Here is a 17,968-nt window from a genome sequence, read left to right on the forward strand (position 1 = left end):
GCCGCCTATCGGCGGGGAGAAGGAAATCGGGGAAATCACGCAGCGGTCAGCCCGGATGGGCTGACCGATAAGCCTCAGCGACGCAGCGCGATAGCCTCGATTTCGATCTTCACATCTTTCGGCAGGCGAGCCACTTCAACGCAGGAGCGGGCCGGGAACGGCGCGCTGTGCTCATTAAAGAACGCTTCATAGGTGGCGTTCACCGTCGCAAAGTCATTCAGATCTTTAACGAATACGGTCGTCTTCACGATGCTGGCCACGCTCAGGCCGGCGGCTTCAACGATCGCTTTCACGTTTTCCAGCGACTGACGGGCCTGGGCGGCCACATCGTCCGCAACCAGACCGGTTTTCGGGTCAACCGGGATCTGGCCGGAGGTGATGATCATGTTGCCCAGATCAACGCCCTGTACATAAGGCCCAATGGCGGCCGGTGCGTGCTCAGTGCTGATGGTGCCAGACATATCTGCTCCTTAAGGATGGTAGGATGTGACGTTACCGCGGGACTACGGTAACCAGGCCCCATTATAAGGAGCCCGCACGGCAAATCCCACCCTGCCAGGATCACTGTTCCATCACGGCGTGATGTTCAAACTCTTTCTCACAATACTTGCACTTAAGCAGCACCTCGCCGGCGCGGGCGCGCACGCTGAAGCTGGAGCAAACCGGCTCGCTGCGGCTGATGCAGTTGCTGTTGGGGCAGGTCAGCACGCTGTCGATACGCTCCGGCAGGCTCGGCGCCATCTTGCGCACCACGCTGTAGTTCTCAATGCAGTTGACCGTGGCGCGCGGGGCATAAATCGCCAGCTGGTTCACCTGCTCCTCGCTGAGAAAGACATCCTCAATCTTGATCAAATCCTTACTGCCCTGTGCGTTAGAGGGCAGATTCAGGCCGATGGTGACCCGCCGGTTGGTCTCCGTCAGCTTGAACAGGGTCAGCAGCTTAAAGCCGACGTGCGCCGGGATATGGTCAATGACGGTGCCGCATTTAATCGCTTCAACCTGCAGTTTGTTGTCGTGAGTCATTTCGTTTCTCCCTTAGAAATTCAGTTCAGCGTTGAGGATCAGGGCCAGCAGCGCCTGACGGGCAAAGATGCCGTTGCCCGCCTGCTGGAAATAGTAGGCATAGGGGGTGGCGTCGACGTCGGGGGTGATCTCGTCGATACGCGGCAGCGGATGCAGCACTTTCAGGTTATCGCGCGCGCCCTCCAGCATCGCGGCGCGCAGAATGAACTGCGACTTAACGTTGGCGTATTCGGAGGAGTCCAGACGCTCTTTCTGTACTCGAGTCATGTACAGGATATCCAGCTGCGGCATCACCTCTTCAAGGGTTTCATGCAGGCTGTAGGCGATCCCCTTCTCCTCCAGCATGGTCAGGATATAGTCCGGCATCGCCAGGGCCTGCGGGGCGATGAAGAAGAAGCGGTTACCCTCAAACTTGGCCAGCGCCTGGGTCAGGGAGTGCACGGTACGGCCATACTTCAGGTCGCCGACCATGGCGATGTTGATGTTGTTCAGGCGCCCCTGGGTCTCCTGGATAGTAAACAGATCCAGCAGCGTCTGGGTCGGGTGCTGGTTGGCGCCGTCGCCGGCGTTGACCACCGGGATGCGGCCGCAGAACTCCGTGGCCAGACGGGCGGCCCCTTCCTGTGGGTGACGCATCACGATGGCGTCGACGTAGGTGCCGATCACCGAGATGGTATCCGCCAGCGTCTCCCCCTTCTTGCCCAGCGAGGTGTTGCTGCTGTCGGCAAAGCCGACCACCGAGGCGCCCAGGCGGTGCATGGCGGTTTCAAAAGAGAGGCGGGTACGGGTGGAGGCCTCAAAGAACAGGCTGGCGATCACCTTGTGGCGCAGCAGCTCCGGCTGCGGCGTAGCCTTCAGGCGGGCGGCGGTATCCAGCACCAGCTCAAGCTCGCTGCGGCTCAGATCGTTGATGGAGATAATATCTTTTAGATACAAGGGATTGGCCATTGGTATTCTCCTGTTCTGGCGCCGGCATCGCGCGGCGCGGGCATACTGTTCACTCGGGTTAATTTTTCAACTTGCCGTATTACGGGCAAAAAAAAACCCCTCCAATGAGGGGTTTTCTACGATCGTGAATGCGACGGGAGAAAAACGGCCGGTGGCTGCCCTGATGGGGCAGATTCTTCGGTCGCATCACGACCGATAAACCACAATAGCCAACGCTGTTTCTCATGCTGTCTCCCGGCAAATTGTCCGGCATTATACTCAGCGCTCGCCTCGCCGCAAGCACAATCTTCCCCGGTGATTGATTTAGCGCAAACGGTTACCCGATTAATAAAGCGCCCATTTGATTAATCGTTGCACCGGCGCGGGCGCCTGCTGGATTAGCGCAGCCGTTAACCCAGCAGCACGCCGCGGTATCGGTGCAGCACATCGGCAAGCTGATACAGCGGCTGCAGCGCGGCGGCGGCGGTGCCCTGCCGCGCCAGCGCATCGGCATAGCCGCTCAGCCCCGTCGTCAGCCGTAGCAGGGCGCCGCGGCGCCGCGCCGCACCGCGCCCGGTCAAGAGCCGGGTCGCCGCCGTATCGATCGCGCGCAGCCGCCCGGCGTCGTACGGCAGCGCCGGGTGCGCCAAACGCTGCTGCAGGACGATCAGCGTCAGCGCCAGGCGGTAACGCCCGATGTCATCGGGAAACAGCGTCAGCAGCAAGAACAGCTGGCGGTAGAGAGCCGGCAGCAGATTTCCGCGCGTCCCCTCTCCCCGCAGGGCCGCCACCGCGCCGAACGCCAGGCGCCGCATCAGCGTTCGACCGGTGCGGGCACGCGAATGATCGCGCACCGCCAGCAGCACCACCAGCGCCAGTAGGCAGCCGATCACCTGGCCGATGGCGCTGTCGACAAAGCTCTCGATCGGAAAACGCATCGGGTTGCTGAGCACCAGAATATTCAGGGTCGAGGCCAGCGTTCCCAGCGATCCCAGACGACGCTTTTGCACCTCCATCCCGCAGATAAAGCTCAGCGCGCCCAGGCTCAGGCACAGCAGCACCAGGCTTTGCTGGGTGGCGGGGAGGATCAGCGTGTAGTACAGCGCGCCGACCGGCAGCGCCACCAGTGAGCCCATCAAGAAGTCGATCGCCGCCATCCGCGGGTTGGGGGTGCGCACCGCCAGCGAGGTCACTACTGCGATCATGATCATGCAACCGCTGCCCGCGTTCCAGCCGCTCCACAGCCAAAACAGCGCACCCAGCGAGGTGGCCAGCCAGGTGCGCAGGCCATTGATCAGCGCATGGTGCCCCTGGGCGGAGTAGAGCTGGCGCGGCGCGGCGTCGTGGGCGAGGATCGCCGCCTCATGCCGCCCGATACGGACGTTGCTCGCCACCCCCTTGGCCAGCAGCTGCAGCTGGCTGGCGCCGTCGATCCAGCCGATCAGCGCGGGCGGTAGCTGATGTCCCCCGTGCGTCGCCAGCAGGCGACGCAGCTGTTTTAAGCGTTGATAGGCCTCCGCAGGCGTCTTGGCCGGGGCGGCTATCAGGGTCAAAAACGGCGCCGGCAGCGCCGTCGGCGTCTGACGCTGGGTGAGGAAAATTTCACACGCCCGGGTGATCAGGGTCAGCGATAGGGTGTGCAGCGCCGCCAGCCGGCGACAGGCGCGCGGCCAGCGGGACGACTCCAGCGCCAGGCTGGCGCGCATCCCCTCCAGCGTATGGCTCTCCCGGATCAGCCCGTGCCAGTGCCGATCGACGGCGTCACTGTCGCGCCCGTCGACGCAGCGCTGCAGCAGGCGTAGCTGACCGAGCAGCATTCCGCCGACGACGCGATCCACCTCGCCCTTGATCGAGCGCGGCGCCAGCAGCGTATCGGCCAGCACCGCGCAGACGATCCCCAGCACGATCTCGCCGCAGCGCTCCAGGGCCAGCTGTAGGATAAACTGCGGCTCGCCGAGGCAGGAGACGACGATGATCAGCGCCGTATAGCCGGAGAGTCCCAGCGCATAGGCGTTCTCCATACGCACCAGCGACGACAGCCAGGTGCAGACGCCCGCCCACAGGCAGCACAGCAGGATCATCAGCAGCGGCGCGCGGATCAACAGCATCATCAGCAGCAGCGCGCACAGGGAGCCCAGCACCGTGCCGATGATACGCAGCCAGCCGCGGTAGCGAATGGCGCCGGCAAAGGGTTCACCGCCGGCGGCAAAGGCCGGTCCGGCGGCCACCAGGGCGGCGGTCAGCGCCGACCAGCGCGGCGTCTGCAGGCCGAAATAGAACCCGAGCAGCAGCGACAGGACGATCGCCAGCGTCAGCTTGCAGGCAAAGCGCAGGTGGAGTACACGTGGATGCAGCATCTTCGCCCCCAGCTCAGCCGAACTCGCGCAGACGCTGCAGCAGGCGCCGATACGGCGCCGGACGCGCGGCCTGTGTCTCACCGCCGGTGCCGATCACCACCGTCGCCGTGGTACCCGCCGGATAGGGATGCGCCTGGGTCGCCGCATCCAGGCGAATACGTACCGGCACCCGCTGCGCCAGACGTACCCACTCCAGATTGGAGTCCACCGTCGCCAGCCCTTTGCGCCCCGGCGTCGCGCTGCTGTCGTTGACCCCGGCGGAGATGCTGTCTACCGTGCCGTGCAGAATGCGATCGCTGCCCAGCGGGGTGATCTGCGCCGGTGAGCCGCGGCGCACTCCGGCCAGCTTGGTCTCCTCCATATAGGCCTGCACGTAAAAGCTGTTCTGCTTAATCAGCGCCACGGCGTTAACCCCGCGGTTGATAAACTCGCCGCCGTGAACCTGCAGGTTGGTCACCCAGCCGCTGGCCGGCGCCCGCACCACCGTGCGCTCCAGATCCAGCTGCGCCAAGGTTCGGGTCGCCTGCGCTCGGGCCAACTGTTGCTCGGCCGCCGCCAGCGCGCTGTAGGCGAGATCGATGCTCTCCTGGGCGACGATGCGCCCACCCAGCTCGGCCCGGCGCTGCGACTCTCGCCGTTTCTCCGTCACCAGCGCCTGATAGTAGCGCTCGTCCGCCTCGGCCTGCGCCAGCGCCGCGCGGTAGCGCTGCGGATCGATGCGAAACAGCACCGCCCCCTGCGCCACCCGCTGGTTATCCTGTACCTGCACGTTCTCCACCAGCCCGCTGACATCGGGGGCGATGGCAACCACGTCGGCGCTGAAACGCGCGTCCCGCGTCCAGGGAGAGGCGGTATAGAACACCCAGGCCTTGAAGACCGCCAGCGCGGCCAGCGCCAGTAAGGCCAGCGTAATGGCCACTCGCGTCATGCGTCCAATCCAACGCTTCACAAAACCCCCTTCAGATAAAAAGCCAGCTCACCAGATAAAACAGACACCCGTACAGCGCGCAGTTAAACAGCGCGGGGTGCCAAATCATGTCGTACAGCCCGCTGGGCTGCAGCAGACGCCGCAGCAGCCAGAACAAGGGCAGAGCCGCCAGCAGCGCAAAAAAGGCCGGCGGAAAAGAGAGGCCAAACAGCACCATCACGGGCAGCGTTCCCATGGCAAAATCCTTACTTAACGACGCATGCCCGCACGAAGCTGACGACAAAAGACGGCGGACAGAGAAAAGGGGTGGCGGTTACGCGATGTGCGCCGCAGGCGCAGGGCGGAACAGATGCGCCCCGACATCGGCGGCGCAGGGACATGTTAGCCTAATGCGCCGCGTGGATATATAATCTGTGACGCAAATCACTTTTTATTGTAAATAAACAATCAGCGGTGATTATCTATTGTCGATAAGAAAAAATGCGCATAAAACAGGCAGATGGTTCTGAATTCGGCCACCACCATTAAGACAGGATTAAAAATGGAGCGATTAAAGCGTATGGCCATCTTCGCTCGGGTGGTCGAGTGCGGCTCGTTTACCGGCGCCGCAGCGCAGCTGGCGATGAGCGTGTCATCCATTAGCCAGACCATTACCAAGCTGGAGCGCGCCCTGCAGATCAGGCTGCTCAACCGCAGCACCCGCCGCATCAGCCTGACCGAAGCTGGACGCATCTATTATCAGGGCTGTCGCAAGATGCTGCAGGAGGCCCAGGAGGTGCACGAACAGCTGTACGCCTATAACAATACCCCCAGCGGCACCCTGCGCATCGGCTGCTCGGCCACCATGGCGCAAAACGTTCTGGCGCCGATCAGCGCCCGGATGCTGGCCGAATATCCCGGGCTGTCGGTCAACCTGGTCACCGGCGTCCCGGCGCCCGACCTGATCGCCGACGGGCTGGATCTGGTAGTCCGCGCCGGCGATCTCCAGGACTCACGCCTGTTCTGCCGCGCCCTGGGCGCCATGCCCATGGTGATCTGCGCCGCCAAAGGCTACCTGCAGCGACACGGAACCCCGGAGAGTCCCGCCGAGCTGGGCAGCTATAGCTGGCTCAACTTTAGCGGCCAGCCCGCCCACGACCTGACGCTGATCGCCCCGGAGGGGGAGTCGCTGCGGCTGATGCCCAGCGGACGCTTCCACACCAATGATGCTCAGACCCTGCTGAGCTGGCTGAACGCCGGGGCCGGGATCACCTATCTGCCGCTGATGTGGGTGATCGACGCGGTGCGGCGTAAAGAGGTCGAGATCCTGTTCCCCCAGTACCAGTCCACCCCGCGCCCGGTGTATGCGCTGTACGCCCAAAAGGCACACCTGCCCGTCAAGCTGCGTCTCTGTCTAGAGTACCTAAGCGACTATTTTGCCCAGATGGCAGACACCTTCCGCGATACCCGCCAGGAGAAATAGCGCGGGCCGGCAAATGCCGGCCCGCGGGACATACCGTGGCGAATCGCGCCGAACTCAGGCGGTGCCGCCGACGGTCATCGCATCCAGCTTCAGCGTCGGCTGGCCGACGCCGACCGGCACGCTCTGCCCCTCTTTTCCGCAGACCCCGACGCCCTTATCCAGCGCTAGATCGTTGCCGACCATCGAGATCTGCTGCATCGCCTCAATGCCGGAGCCGATCAGGGTCGCCCCCTTCACCGGATGGGTGATCCGTCCCTTCTCGATCAGATAGGCTTCCGAAGTGGAGAAGACAAACTTACCGGAGGTGATATCGACCTGACCACCGGCGAAGTTAGGGGCATACAACCCATACTCCACGCTCTCGATAATCGCCTGCGGCGTGCTCTCGCCGGCCAGCATATAGGTGTTGGTCATCCGCGGCATCGGCAGGTGGGCATAGGATTCGCGGCGGCCGTTGCCGGTCGGCGCCATCCCCATCAGGCGGGCGTTGAGCTTATCCTGCATATAGCCGCGCAGCACTCCGTTCTCAATCAGCACGTTGTACTGGCCGGGCACCCCTTCGTCGTCCACCGCCAGCGAGCCGCGCCGCGCCTCCAGCGTACCGTCGTCCACCACGGTACACAGCGGCGAGGCCACCTGCTGGCCCAGCTGACCGCTGAACACGGAGGTGCCGCGCCGGTTAAAGTCCCCCTCCAGCCCGTGGCCGACCGCCTCGTGCAGCAGCACCCCCGGCCAGCCGGCGCCGAGCACCACCGGCATGGTACCGGCCGGCGCCGCCTTGGCGTGCAGGTTGACCAGCGCCATGCGTACCGCCTCGCGCGCATAAGCATCGGCACACACCTCGCCGTCGCGGGGGGTCAGGAAGTAGTCATAGCCAAAGCGGCCGCCGCCGCCGCTGCTGCCGCGCTCACGGCGGCCATCCTGCTCTACCAGCACGCTGACGGAGAGGCGCACCAGCGGCCGTACGTCCGCCGCCAGCGTGCCGTCGCTGGCGGCCACCAGCACCAGCTCATACACCCCGGTCAGGCTGGCGTTCACCTCCTGAACCCGGGCATCGGCCGCCCGCGCCACCCGATCGACCTGCGCCAGCAGCGCGATCTTCTCCTCGCGCGGCAGGCTATCGAGCGGGGAGTGCGTGCCGTAGCGGGAAACCGCCTTGAGCCCTCCCAGGGTGTGCGCCCGCCCATCGCCCTGCTCACGCACGATGCTGCGCGCGGCGTGGGCACTCTGGGTCAGCGCCTGCAGGGTTATCTGATCGGCATAGGCGAACCCGGTCTTTTCACCGTGGATGGCCCGCACCCCCACCCCCTGATCGATATGGTAAGAGCCCTCTTTAATGATGCGATCTTCCAATACCCAGGATTCGTGGACGCTGGACTGAAAATAGAGATCGGCATAGTCCAGGCGGCGGGCGTTCAACTGCCCCAAGACATTATATAAATCCTGATGATTCAGGTTATTGGCAGCCAGTAACTGCTCACTGACAAACGTCAGACTCATGGTGTTTTTACCCTTGGTGAAGATGGATCAGCTCAGGCTGGAATCGGTTGTGCTGTGCCAGCGGCATCTGCCCGCGCAGCACGCTCAGTGAGTTGGTGTTCACTTTAATCTTTATCGGCCGTACGGCATCGGCGTTCTGCTGCAGCACGCGGCCCCAGCCGTCCACCGCCATGCTGTGGCCCCAGGTACGCCGGGTCGCGCCGTGGCTGCCGACCTGGGCCGGCGCCAGGATATAGCACTGGTTTTCAATCGCCCGGGCGCGCAGCAGCACCTCCCAGTGCGCCTCGCCCGTCACCCGGGTAAAGGCGGCCGGCACCGAGATAAGCTCCGCCCCCTGCGCGCGCAGCGCCTGGAACAGTCCGGGAAAGCGCAGATCGTAGCAGATGGTCATCCCCAGACGCCCCACAGGCGTATCCACCACCGTCAGCAGTTCGCCATGGCGGTAAACGTCAGACTCACGATAGCGGCCATGCGCGTCACGCACCTCGACGTCGAACATGTGCAGCTTGTCGTAGCGGGCGCGCAGCGCGCCGCCGTCATCAAACAGCAGGCTACTTGAGGTAATGCAGCCGGCGTCCTCGCGGCTGTATAGCGGCATCGAACCGACCAACAGCCACACCCCGTAGCGGCGCGCCAGCTCGCGCACCGCCGCCTGGAGCGGACCGTCACCCTCCCGCTCGGCGTGCTGGCGGTACCCCGCGGCGTCGCTGAACAGCAGCGCATTCTCCGGGGTCAGCGCCAGCCTGATATTGCCGTTGAGCTGCTTCAACTGCTGCTCAATCTGCGCCAGGTTGGCGCGGCTGTTTTCACCGCTACACAGTTGCAGTAAGGCGACGTTGGCATTCCTCATTGTGCCTTCTCCTTCTTCGGCTGACGTAACACTTCATGGATCGTCGGGCTGTCGAGCCCGCCGCTTATGTTGTAGCGTATCAGCGATATTTTATTCCACAATGGCGCCAGCACTTTTGACGCGGCAAAGACCGCGGCCCCCACCACCGGGTTAACGGCAAAGGCGGTGGCCACGCCGACCGTCGCCGACAGCTCCGGCGCGATCACCGCCTGCATATCGATCCGCTGGGTCACCAGGTTCACCGTGCCGTTCATCGCCACGTCCGCAGAAAGGCCATCGATCAGCAGATCGTCCGTCGACATCACCCCGTGCTGTAGGGCGATATGCCCCTTGATGCCATCGAAGTAGAAGCCTTCGCCGAAGGTGTCGCTAAAGTCCAGCCGCAGCTTGCGCAGCAGAGCATCAAAGCTCACCAGGCGCAGCAGCTGACCGGCGCGCCCGGTATCCATGCTCTCAAGCACCCCCTTGCCCAGGCTCACCCGCAGCGCGCCATCCAGCGTCTCTACGCGCGGCTGCCAGGGCTCCCCCTGCCAGCGGAGATCGTACTCGCCCTTAAAGGCGGACTGCTTCAGCGGCAGGGTCTGGCCAAAAAAGTCCGCGCTGTCCGTCAGGTTCGCCCCCTGCAGCACCCCGCTGATCTGCGTCCGGCTGATGCCGTCCTGCTGCTGCCAGCGGCCACTCAGCGTCAGACGAGTGTTACCGCTGTCCAGCAGGCCATCCGTCAGCCGCAGGGTATCTCCCTCCACCCGCATATCGGCGGCCACTTTCCCCAGGTTTTGCCCCATAAACCAGCACGACTGACAGCGCAGCTGCATGGCCGGCCAGCGGCGAAACAGGGGCGGCTGACCGGCGACCGGCCGGGCGATGGGCGCCGCGCTCCCCGGCATCATCGGCTGGGGATCGTAGTACAGAAAGTCCAGCGCAGCGCTCAGCTGCCCGGCGCCCAGACGCGCGGTACCGCGGATTTCGCGGCCATCGGCGCGCAGATGCGTCGTCTCCCCCTGGCGCGTCAGCGCCAGGCTCAGCTGGTGCCAGGCCTGCCCACCCAGCAGCAGCCGCGGCGTAGAAAGGGTTATCTGCGCCGGCAGACGCAGCACGCTGCGGCTATCCAACTGCGACGACAGCGGCGCCGCTAGCAGGGCCAGCCACCCGGCGCCGTCCAGCGGCGGCAGGCGCAGCGTGGCCTGACCGGGCTGCGTCTGCGGCGCAGCGCTGCTCTGGCTGTCCCAGCTCAGGCTGTCCAGCGCCACGCCGCGCGGGCCGAGCGCCACGTTCGCGGCAAAATGGCTGTCGCGGCCCAGACTGCCGTTGAGCGTAAAGCCCACCATATCGCCGTCGGCGTTAACCTTCAGCCGCTGGGCCGCGCCGGCCGCTTTCGTCAGCGGCGCGGGCAGCGTACTGGCCACCGCGCGCAGGTCAGCCTCGACGTCGACCTGATAGCGGCTGGCGCCGCGGTCAGGCAGATCGATCGCCACCTTACCCTGCCAGGGGGCGTTCCCCTGCAGACGCGTATCCATACCCGACGGCAGCCACGGCAGACGGGCCGGCAGCCAGTCGCCATTCAGATCGACCGCGACCTGATACCGATCGGCCTGGGGTACGGTGGCAAACTGCAGCGTCAGCGGCTGCCCCAGCCAGTGGGCGCGCAGCCGATCGCTCTGCAGGCGACCATCGTCGAAGCGAAACGCGCCGCTGACCCCCTGCATCTGGCTGCCGAGGGGCTTGATAAACAGTGAGTTATTGTCCAGGCGCACCTCTCCGCGGGCGCGGGTATCGCCACCGTCGAGCGGAATATCCAGATCCAGGCGCCCCGTCACGTCGCCGCCCACCTGCAGCTCATCCAGCGTCGCGCCCACGGAGCTTTTCAGCGGCGACAGCATGAAATAGTCGCGCACCGCCTTGCCGCTGCCGGACACTCCGGCGCGGATCAGCAGGCGCTCGGCGCCATACTGCGGGATATCCGCGTGAATAGCGCTGCCGCGCGCCGCCCCCAGATGGGCCGACGGGGCAAACATCCACAGTCCGTCGTTCAGGAAATTGAGGTCGATGGACAGATCGGTCAGCGGGGCCCAGTCCGGCTGAAAGCGGAAGGTGGCCTGGCGCAGCGGCACATAGACCTGAAACTGACCGTCGTGGTGCGGATAGGGGAACTGCTGCGGATCGCCGTCATACAGCAGCGTGGCGTTCTCCACCGTGCCCCCCTCCAGCGCCCCGCTCAGGTAGTCCGTCAGCGCCGTTCCCATCAGTGGCTCGGGGAAATAGCGCCAGGCCTCGCGGGCGTCCGTCAGGCGAATCCCGGCCAGAATACTGAGCAGCGCCGGCCCCGTCGTCGGCTGATGGTAGCGAAAGCCGCCGTGACTCCACAGGGCGCGCGCCTGCACATCCACATCCTGTCCGCTCAGCGTCCACCCCTGAGCATCGCGGGTAAAGTTGACCGCGCCGCTGGCGCGCTGCACCGACAGCGGCGCCCGGAACATCGCAGCATAAGGTAGCGTACTGTCTTTCAGGGTGAAACGCAGCCGAGCATCCTGCCCGCTGCCGCTCAGGGAGCCGCTGAAGCGATCGATGCCGGGCAGCAGCTTCCAGGGCTGCCAGCTGACGCCGCGCCAATCGGCCAGCACCCGGCTGCGCTCGGGATGCTGCAGCGGAATATCGACGCCCACCCGGCTGATGTACCCCTGCGGCTGCAGACGCTGCAGCGGCTCCACCAGCGCCGGAGACAGGAAGCTGAAGGTCGGCAGCAGCGGCGTAATGCGCGCCAGCTGCAGATCGGTGGCCCGCAGCCGCAGCTCTTCATCCTGCGCCGTCCCCTGCCTGGGCAGGTAGAGCAGGCTCAGACTCCCTGCCGGCCAAGATTGGCCATCCGTCGCCAGATTCAGGCGCGGGACATCCAGGCGCCAGCCATCCTGGTAACGCGCGGCACGCAGCGTCAGATCATCGACGGTTAAACGGTGGCGCTGGCTGGACGCTTGCCAGTCAGCCTGGCCGTCACGCAGACGGATCTGCGCCGCCTGCATCTCGCCTTTATGGATGGTCAACCAGGCATCTAAGCTGAAGTCAGCGCCGCTCACCCCGGTGTTGCGGTTGACCCAACGGCTCAGCCAGGGGGTAAGGTCGATCTGCTGCGCCTGTAGGTAGAGTTCACCATCGCTGAGCAAGCCGTTTTTATCGCGCAGATCCATGCGGACCTGGAGGGTGCCATGTTGCCCCTGTGGGGTGGTAAAACTCACCTCACCCTCGGCACGATGACGATCCGGGCTGTTCAGCCAGGTCAGTTGCGGAATGGTCAGTTGCAGTTGGGTGCCCGAGGGCGAGGGGAAACTCAGGCGACTGTCGCGCAGGGTAAAGTGGTCAAACTGGCGCAGGAAGATGTTGCTCAGCTCGTCGCGCTTCAGGCCGCCATGGCCCTCTTCGCGCGCCAGCGGGCGATCGGTGCTGGCCTGCAGCTGATAAAACGTCAGATCGCGAAACTGCGGACGCGCGTGCAGCAGCGACTGCCAGACATCCAGCCCCAGCGTCATGCGCCGTACCTGCAGCTGCCCCTGCGCCCCCTGCAGGGCGATGTCGCGCGCCTCCAGCGTGGGGCCAAAGGATTGCCAGCTGGCGCTCAGCGCGCCGATGGTCAGCGGCGCGCCGATAAACTGGCCGAGGCGCGCGGCGATCTGCGGGCGCACGCTGTCGATGTGCGGCAGCAGTAAACGCAGCCCGCTCACCAGCAAAGCGACCAGCACTATCAGGGTCGCCAGCGTTGCCAGCAGGTAACCGGGCAGTCGCCTCACGCCGTTCTCCTATCGTTCAAACATGACCCAGCGGATCGATCCCGTCCCCGGCGTCAGCGCCGTTACATCATCACCACGTCGAACTGCTCCTGACTGTAGAGCGGCTCAATCTGTACTTTAACCTGTTTGCCGACAAACAGCTCGACCTCCGCCAGAGCGTGGGACTCTTCGCTCTTCAGCGCCTCGCCCACCGCCGGGGAGGCATACACCAGGAAGCGATCGCTGTCATAGGCATGGTGTACCCGCACGATCTCGCGCAGGATCTCGTAGCACACCGTCTCCACGGTTTTCACCGTACCGCGGCCGTGACAGGTAGGGCACTCGCCGCACAGCACGTGCTCGATGCTCTCACGGGTACGCTTACGGGTCATCTCTACCAAGCCTAGCTGCGAAAAGCCATTGATGCTGGTTTTTGCCCGATCCTTACTGAGAGCCTGCTCCAGGGAGTGCAGCACCCGGCGCCGGTGATCCTCGCCGCTCATGTCGATAAAGTCGATGATGATGATGCCGCCCAGGTTACGCAGGCGCAGCTGGCGGGCAATGGCCTGGGTCGCCTCTATGTTGGTATTGAAGATGGTCTCATCCAGATTGCGGTGGCCGACGAAGGCGCCGGTGTTAATGTCGATGGTGGTCATCGCCTCGGTCTGATCGATGATCAGATAGCCGCCCGACTTCAGCTCCACCCGACGCTCCAGCGCCCGCTGGATCTCGTTCTCCACATCGTACATGTCAAAGATCGGCTGCTTACCGCTGTACAGCTCCAGGCAGGGGGTCATCTCCGGCATGTATTCGCGGGTGAAGTCCTGCAGCAGATCGTAGGTCAGACGCGAGTCCACCCGGATGCGATCCAGCGGAGCCCCGGCAAAGTCGCGCAGCACCCGCTGCGCCAGCGCCAGCTCACCGTACAGCGTGCACTTGGTCTTATTGCGCCGCTTGCGCTCCATCACCTTGATCCACAGGCGCTTGAGAAAAGCGGCGTCCTGCGCCAGCTCCTCGTCGTCGGCCCCCTCCGCCGCCGTGCGGATAATAAAGCCGCCCAGTTCGTCGCAGTGCGGGGCGACGATCGCCTTCAGGCGCTCACGCTCCGCCTCGCTGTCGATGCGCTGCGATACCCCGACGTGGCTGGCCCCCGGCATAAACACCAGATAGCGCGACGGCAGGGTAATATCGGTGGTCAGCCGCGCCCCCTTGGTCCCCAGCGGATCCTTCACCACCTGCACCATCAGATCCTGTCCCTGACGCACCAGCTCGGCGATATCGCGCACGTGAAAGTTCTTCTGTTCGTCACCGGCAACGCACTCGGTGTGCGGCATGATATCGGAGGCGTGCAGAAACGCCGCCTTCTCCAGACCAATATCTACAAAGGCCGCCTGCATTCCGGGCAAAACCCGGCTCACGCGCCCTTTGTATATATTGCCGACGATGCCGCGCTTGGACTCGCGCTCAATATGGATCTCCTGCAGGATACCGCCATCGATATAGGCTACGCGCGTTTCCGATGGGGTAACGTTAACCAACAGTTCAGTTGTCATGCTCTCTCCTCACATCCTTTAACGCCATAAAGCGTGCCAGCAGCTCGCGGGTCTCCACCAGCGGCAGTCCCACCACCGCATGGTAACTGCCGTTGATCGCGCGGACGAAACAGCCCCCCTTGCCCTGAATGCCGTAGGCGCCGGCCTTGTCCAGCGGCTCGCCGCTGGCCACATAGTCGGCGATCTGCGCCTCGCTCAGGGGACAGAAGGTCACCTCGGTCGCCACGTGGCAGCTGAGGCAGTCTCGCCGATCGGCCAGGGTCAGCGCCGTGATCACCTGATGGCTACGCCCGGACAGGCGCCGCAGCATCAGCGCCGCCTGCGCCGGATCCTGCGGCTTCTCCAGCACCTCGCCGTCGAGTACCACGATGGTATCCGCCCCCAGCACCGGACGATCCTGCGCCGCGGCGGCCACGCCGGCCTGCGCCTTGTCACGCGACAGGCGACAAACATACGCCAGCGGCGCCTCGTTCTGGCGGCGCTGCTCCTCCACTGTCAGCGTTAAACGCTCAAAGGGAATCGCCATCAGCGTCAGCAGTTCGCGCCGACGCGGGGAGCCAGAGGCCAGATAGATTTCACACATACGCTTTCGATAACCCTGTATTCAGCGCCGCCGCGCGCCGTCACTGCACGGCAAACTGGCGGCGCACCTTACGCATCAGCAGGAACAGCCACGGCCATAGCAGCCCGTTCACTACACTACTCCAGAATACTTCCGGGCGGAATGCGGCGCTCGTGACCACAAACTCCCCCCAGAAAATCACGATGTCCATCGCCGCCGTCAGCACCATGACCATCAGGGCCTGCTGCCACAGCGCCATATTGCGCAGCAGCTGAAACTTAAAGGCCACCAGATAGGCCAGCAGGCTAAAGGCCAGCGCGCGGATCCCCAGAGTTGACCCCAGGATCAGATCCCACCCCAGCCCCAGCAGAAAGCCGGTGCCGACGTTAACCCGGTGCGGCAGCGCCATGGTCCAGTAAATCAGAAACAGCGCCAGCCAGTTGGGGCGAAACATGGCGATATTATCCGGCCAGGGCATGATCTGCAGCACATAGGCCAGCAGGAAGAACAGCCAGATAATCCAGCGTCCATGGCTACGGTATCCCGACATCAACGCACCTCCTGTTTACGGCCCTGTGCCGCCGTACCCGGCGCGACGGCCGGCTTCGCACTTCCCGCCGCGGGGGCGGCGGGAGGCGTCGGCGCAGATCCGGCGTTCGATGCGGGCGGCGGCGCCGGTGGCCCCATCGCCGACGGCGGCGGCAGCACCTGCGGCATCATCTGCATCAGGCGCTCGTTGGCCACCCGCTGTACCGCATCCGGCGGCAGCGGTAGGGTGCCGTCGCGATCGCCGCTCCACAGCAGCAGCAGGTAGCGCAGGCGCTGCAGACCGGCGGTCGGCCGCGCCTTGATCACCGTATAGGCCCGCTGGTTATCCACCTTCACCGATGAAACCACCGCCACTGGGTAGCCCTCCGGGAAGCGGCCGCCCAGGCCGGAGGTCACCAGCACATCGCCGACGCGAATATCGGTATTCGCCGGCAGGTGCTCCAGCTGCAGATCGTCGCTGCAGCCGTTACCGGCGGCCAGCACGCGGATATCGTTGCGCAGCACCTGGATCGGCAGCGCATGGGAGGCGTTGCAGATCAGCAGCACCCGGCTGGTCGCTTTACCGACCGCCACTACCTGGCCGACCACCCCTTTGTCGCTGATCACCGGCTGACCGAAGTAAACGCCGCTGCTGCTGCCCTTATCGATCACCACCTGATCGCTGTAGGGATCGGGCAGCGCAGAGATGACCTGGGTCACCATCTTGTGTTCATCCTGACGCAGCGGCGACCCCAACAGTTCGCGCAGGCGCGCGTTTTCCTGCTTCAATTGTCCCTGTAGCAGCAGATCGCTGTTTTTTAATAAGAGTTCTTGACGAAGCGCCCGGTTCTCCAGCTCCAGCCGATCGCGGGTGGCGAAGGTATTGGAGAGGGTATCCAGGAACTGACGGGGACCGTTGGACAGATAATAGAACGGACTCACGGAGGTATCGAGGTAGGCGCGGATCTGCTGAAACATGCCCAAACGGCTGTCAGCCACCACCAGTCCTACCGCCGCCACCACCGCCAAAAAAAGTCGCAGTTGCAGGGAAGGACCCCTGCTGAATATCGGCTTCATAAAATTGCGTTATCCTCGACGTCGGGGCCGCGCCGCGCGCAGCCCCGCGCATGTAGCGATCGCGCGATACACGAACACCGGACAGGGAGATCGCCCCGCCCGGTGTCCGGCATTCATATCATCCCCGGCGGACGCCCGCGCCCGCCGCAGAGAGATTACTCTTCGCTGAACAGATCACCGCCATGCATGTCGATCATTTCCAACGCCTTGCCGCCGCCGCGCGCCACGCAGGTCAGCGGATCTTCGGCCACCACGACCGGGATCCCAGTCTCTTCCATCAGCAGACGGTCCAGGTTACGCAGCAGCGCGCCGCCGCCGGTCAGCACCATGCCGCGCTCGGAGATATCGGAGGCCAGCTCCGGCGGGCACTGCTCCAGCGCCACCATCACCGCGCTAACGATGCCGGTCAGCGGCTCCTGCAGCGCCTCCAGGATTTCATTGGAGTTGAGGGTAAAGCCGCGCGGAACCCCTTCAGCCAGGTTACGGCCGCGCACTTCGATCTCACGCACCTCATCGCCCGGATAGGCGGAGCCGATCTCATGCTTGATGCGCTCCGCGGTCGCCTCGCCGATCAGCGAACCGTAGTTACGGCGCACATAATTAATGATCGCTTCGTCAAAGCGGTCGCCGCCGATGCGAACGGAGGAGGAGTACACCACGCCGTTGAGGGAGATCACCGCCACTTCCGTGGTACCGCCGCCGATATCCACCACCATGGATCCCGTCGCCTCGGAAACCGGCAGGCCGGCGCCGATCGCGGCCGCCATCGGCTCTTCGATCAGGAACACCTCGCGGGCACCGGCACCCTGGGCAGACTCACGGATGGCGCGGCGCTCAACCTGCGTGGCGCCGACCGGCACGCACACCAGCACGCGCGGGCTCGGGCGCATGAAGCTATTGCTGTGCACCTGCTTGATGAAGTACTGCAGCATCTTCTCGGTGACAAAGAAGTCGGCAATCACGCCGTCTTTCATCGGGCGGATGGCGGCGATATTGCCCGGCGTACGGCCGAGCATCTGCTTCGCTTCATGCCCCACGGCGGCAACGCTTTTCGGAGAACCGGCGCGGTCCTGGCGAATGGCGACCACGGAAGGCTCATTCAAAACAATGCCTTGTCCTTTAACATAAATCAGGGTATTGGCAGTACCCAGGTCGATGGACAAGTCATTGGAAAACATGCCACGAAATTTTTTAAACATAACTGAAGGATAATCCTGAAAGCTGGAGGCGAAAAATAAAATCCGCTTACTTTACCAACCACGCGGAACAGCGACAAGGCGCAAAAACGTCCTGCTCCGGTGAAAAATTACACCGCGTTTACCATTCAACAGATTAGAGTGGTATTTATCATGACACCACGCTGGAACGCCGACGCAAACGGGGAAACGCTGCCCCGAAGACGATAGCACGCCCCACATCGCCACGTTACCGCACCACGCATCC

15 protein-coding genes are annotated in these 17,968 nt (G+C 64.1%); 1 reads left to right on the forward strand and 14 read right to left on the reverse strand.

Features of this window, described 5'->3' with window-relative positions:
• Positions 1-74: 74 nt before the first annotated feature.
• The 6 genes from ridA to aaeX all read right to left on the reverse strand — a co-directional run bounded on the left by ridA (position 75) and on the right by aaeX (position 5,470).
• Positions 75-461: a 2-iminobutanoate/2-iminopropanoate deaminase gene (gene ridA, locus ETEE_RS05730; RefSeq protein WP_012849935.1), complete on the reverse strand. Its 387-nt coding sequence runs from the start codon at positions 459-461 to the stop codon at positions 75-77.
• A 100-nt stretch (positions 462-561) separates the two neighbouring features.
• Positions 562-1,023, reverse strand: a complete 462-nt coding sequence (gene pyrI / locus ETEE_RS05735; protein WP_034164799.1) for an aspartate carbamoyltransferase regulatory subunit — start codon at positions 1,021-1,023, stop codon at positions 562-564.
• Between the two features lie 12 nt (positions 1,024-1,035).
• Positions 1,036-1,971 (reverse strand): aspartate carbamoyltransferase, encoded by a 936-nt coding sequence (pyrB, locus tag ETEE_RS05740; RefSeq protein WP_034164800.1) that lies wholly within the window; start codon positions 1,969-1,971, stop codon positions 1,036-1,038.
• A gap of 389 nt (positions 1,972-2,360) precedes the next feature.
• A complete protein-coding gene (aaeB, locus tag ETEE_RS05745; RefSeq protein ID WP_034164801.1) occupies positions 2,361-4,307 on the reverse strand; it encodes a p-hydroxybenzoic acid efflux pump subunit AaeB in 1,947 nt (648 codons plus the stop codon).
• Between the two features lie 13 nt (positions 4,308-4,320).
• On the reverse strand, positions 4,321-5,256 hold the full coding sequence (gene aaeA / locus ETEE_RS05750; RefSeq protein ID WP_034164802.1) for a p-hydroxybenzoic acid efflux pump subunit AaeA: 936 nt from the start codon (positions 5,254-5,256) through the stop codon (positions 4,321-4,323).
• 10 nt (positions 5,257-5,266) lie between these two features.
• On the reverse strand, positions 5,267-5,470 hold the full coding sequence (aaeX, locus tag ETEE_RS05755) for a p-hydroxybenzoic acid efflux pump operon protein AaeX (protein WP_012849940.1): 204 nt from the start codon (positions 5,468-5,470) through the stop codon (positions 5,267-5,269).
• Positions 5,471-5,776: 306 nt separating this feature from the next.
• On the opposite strand from aaeX, the gene aaeR reads away from it, so the two are divergent.
• Positions 5,777-6,697: an HTH-type transcriptional activator AaeR gene (gene aaeR, locus ETEE_RS05760; RefSeq protein ID WP_034164803.1), complete on the forward strand. Its 921-nt coding sequence runs from the start codon at positions 5,777-5,779 to the stop codon at positions 6,695-6,697.
• A 54-nt stretch (positions 6,698-6,751) separates the two neighbouring features.
• Here aaeR and tldD read toward each other — a convergent pair whose 3' ends face one another.
• The 8 genes from tldD to mreB form a co-directional block, all read right to left on the reverse strand.
• Positions 6,752-8,197: a metalloprotease TldD gene (tldD, locus tag ETEE_RS05765; protein WP_034164804.1), complete on the reverse strand. Its 1,446-nt coding sequence runs from the start codon at positions 8,195-8,197 to the stop codon at positions 6,752-6,754.
• Between the two features lie 7 nt (positions 8,198-8,204).
• The gene (gene nit1 / locus ETEE_RS05770; protein WP_034164806.1) at positions 8,205-9,047 is read right to left on the reverse strand and encodes a deaminated glutathione amidase; all 843 of its coding nucleotides are present in this window, start codon (positions 9,045-9,047) and stop codon (positions 8,205-8,207) included.
• A complete protein-coding gene (gene yhdP / locus ETEE_RS05775) occupies positions 9,044-12,826 on the reverse strand; it encodes an AsmA2 domain-containing protein YhdP (protein ID WP_034164807.1) in 3,783 nt (1,260 codons plus the stop codon). The genes nit1 and yhdP overlap by 4 nt, the downstream gene beginning before the upstream one ends.
• Before the next feature lie 62 nt (positions 12,827-12,888).
• Positions 12,889-14,358 carry a ribonuclease G gene (gene rng, locus ETEE_RS05780; protein ID WP_034164808.1) on the reverse strand — a complete coding sequence of 490 codons (1,470 nt, stop codon included), beginning with the start codon at positions 14,356-14,358 and terminating at the stop codon, positions 12,889-12,891.
• Complete coding sequence (locus tag ETEE_RS05785; RefSeq protein ID WP_034164809.1) at positions 14,348-14,941, reverse strand: Maf family protein; 594 nt, start codon at positions 14,939-14,941, stop codon at positions 14,348-14,350. The genes rng and ETEE_RS05785 overlap by 11 nt, the downstream gene beginning before the upstream one ends.
• A 40-nt stretch (positions 14,942-14,981) precedes the next feature.
• Positions 14,982-15,470, reverse strand: a complete 489-nt coding sequence (gene mreD / locus ETEE_RS05790) for a rod shape-determining protein MreD (protein WP_034164810.1) — start codon at positions 15,468-15,470, stop codon at positions 14,982-14,984.
• Positions 15,470-16,525 carry a rod shape-determining protein MreC gene (gene mreC / locus ETEE_RS05795; protein ID WP_034164811.1) on the reverse strand — a complete coding sequence of 352 codons (1,056 nt, stop codon included), beginning with the start codon at positions 16,523-16,525 and terminating at the stop codon, positions 15,470-15,472. Before mreC ends, mreD begins: the two co-directional genes overlap by 1 nt.
• 155 nt (positions 16,526-16,680) lie before the next feature.
• Entirely contained in the window at positions 16,681-17,724 is a 1,044-nt protein-coding gene (gene mreB / locus ETEE_RS05800) for a rod shape-determining protein MreB (protein WP_005289819.1), read from the reverse strand.
• Between the last annotated feature and the right edge of the window lie 244 nt (positions 17,725-17,968).

Source organism: Edwardsiella anguillarum ET080813, from assembly GCF_000264765.2.
In the GTDB taxonomy this organism is placed as follows: Bacteria; Pseudomonadota; Gammaproteobacteria; order Enterobacterales; family Enterobacteriaceae; genus Edwardsiella; species Edwardsiella anguillarum.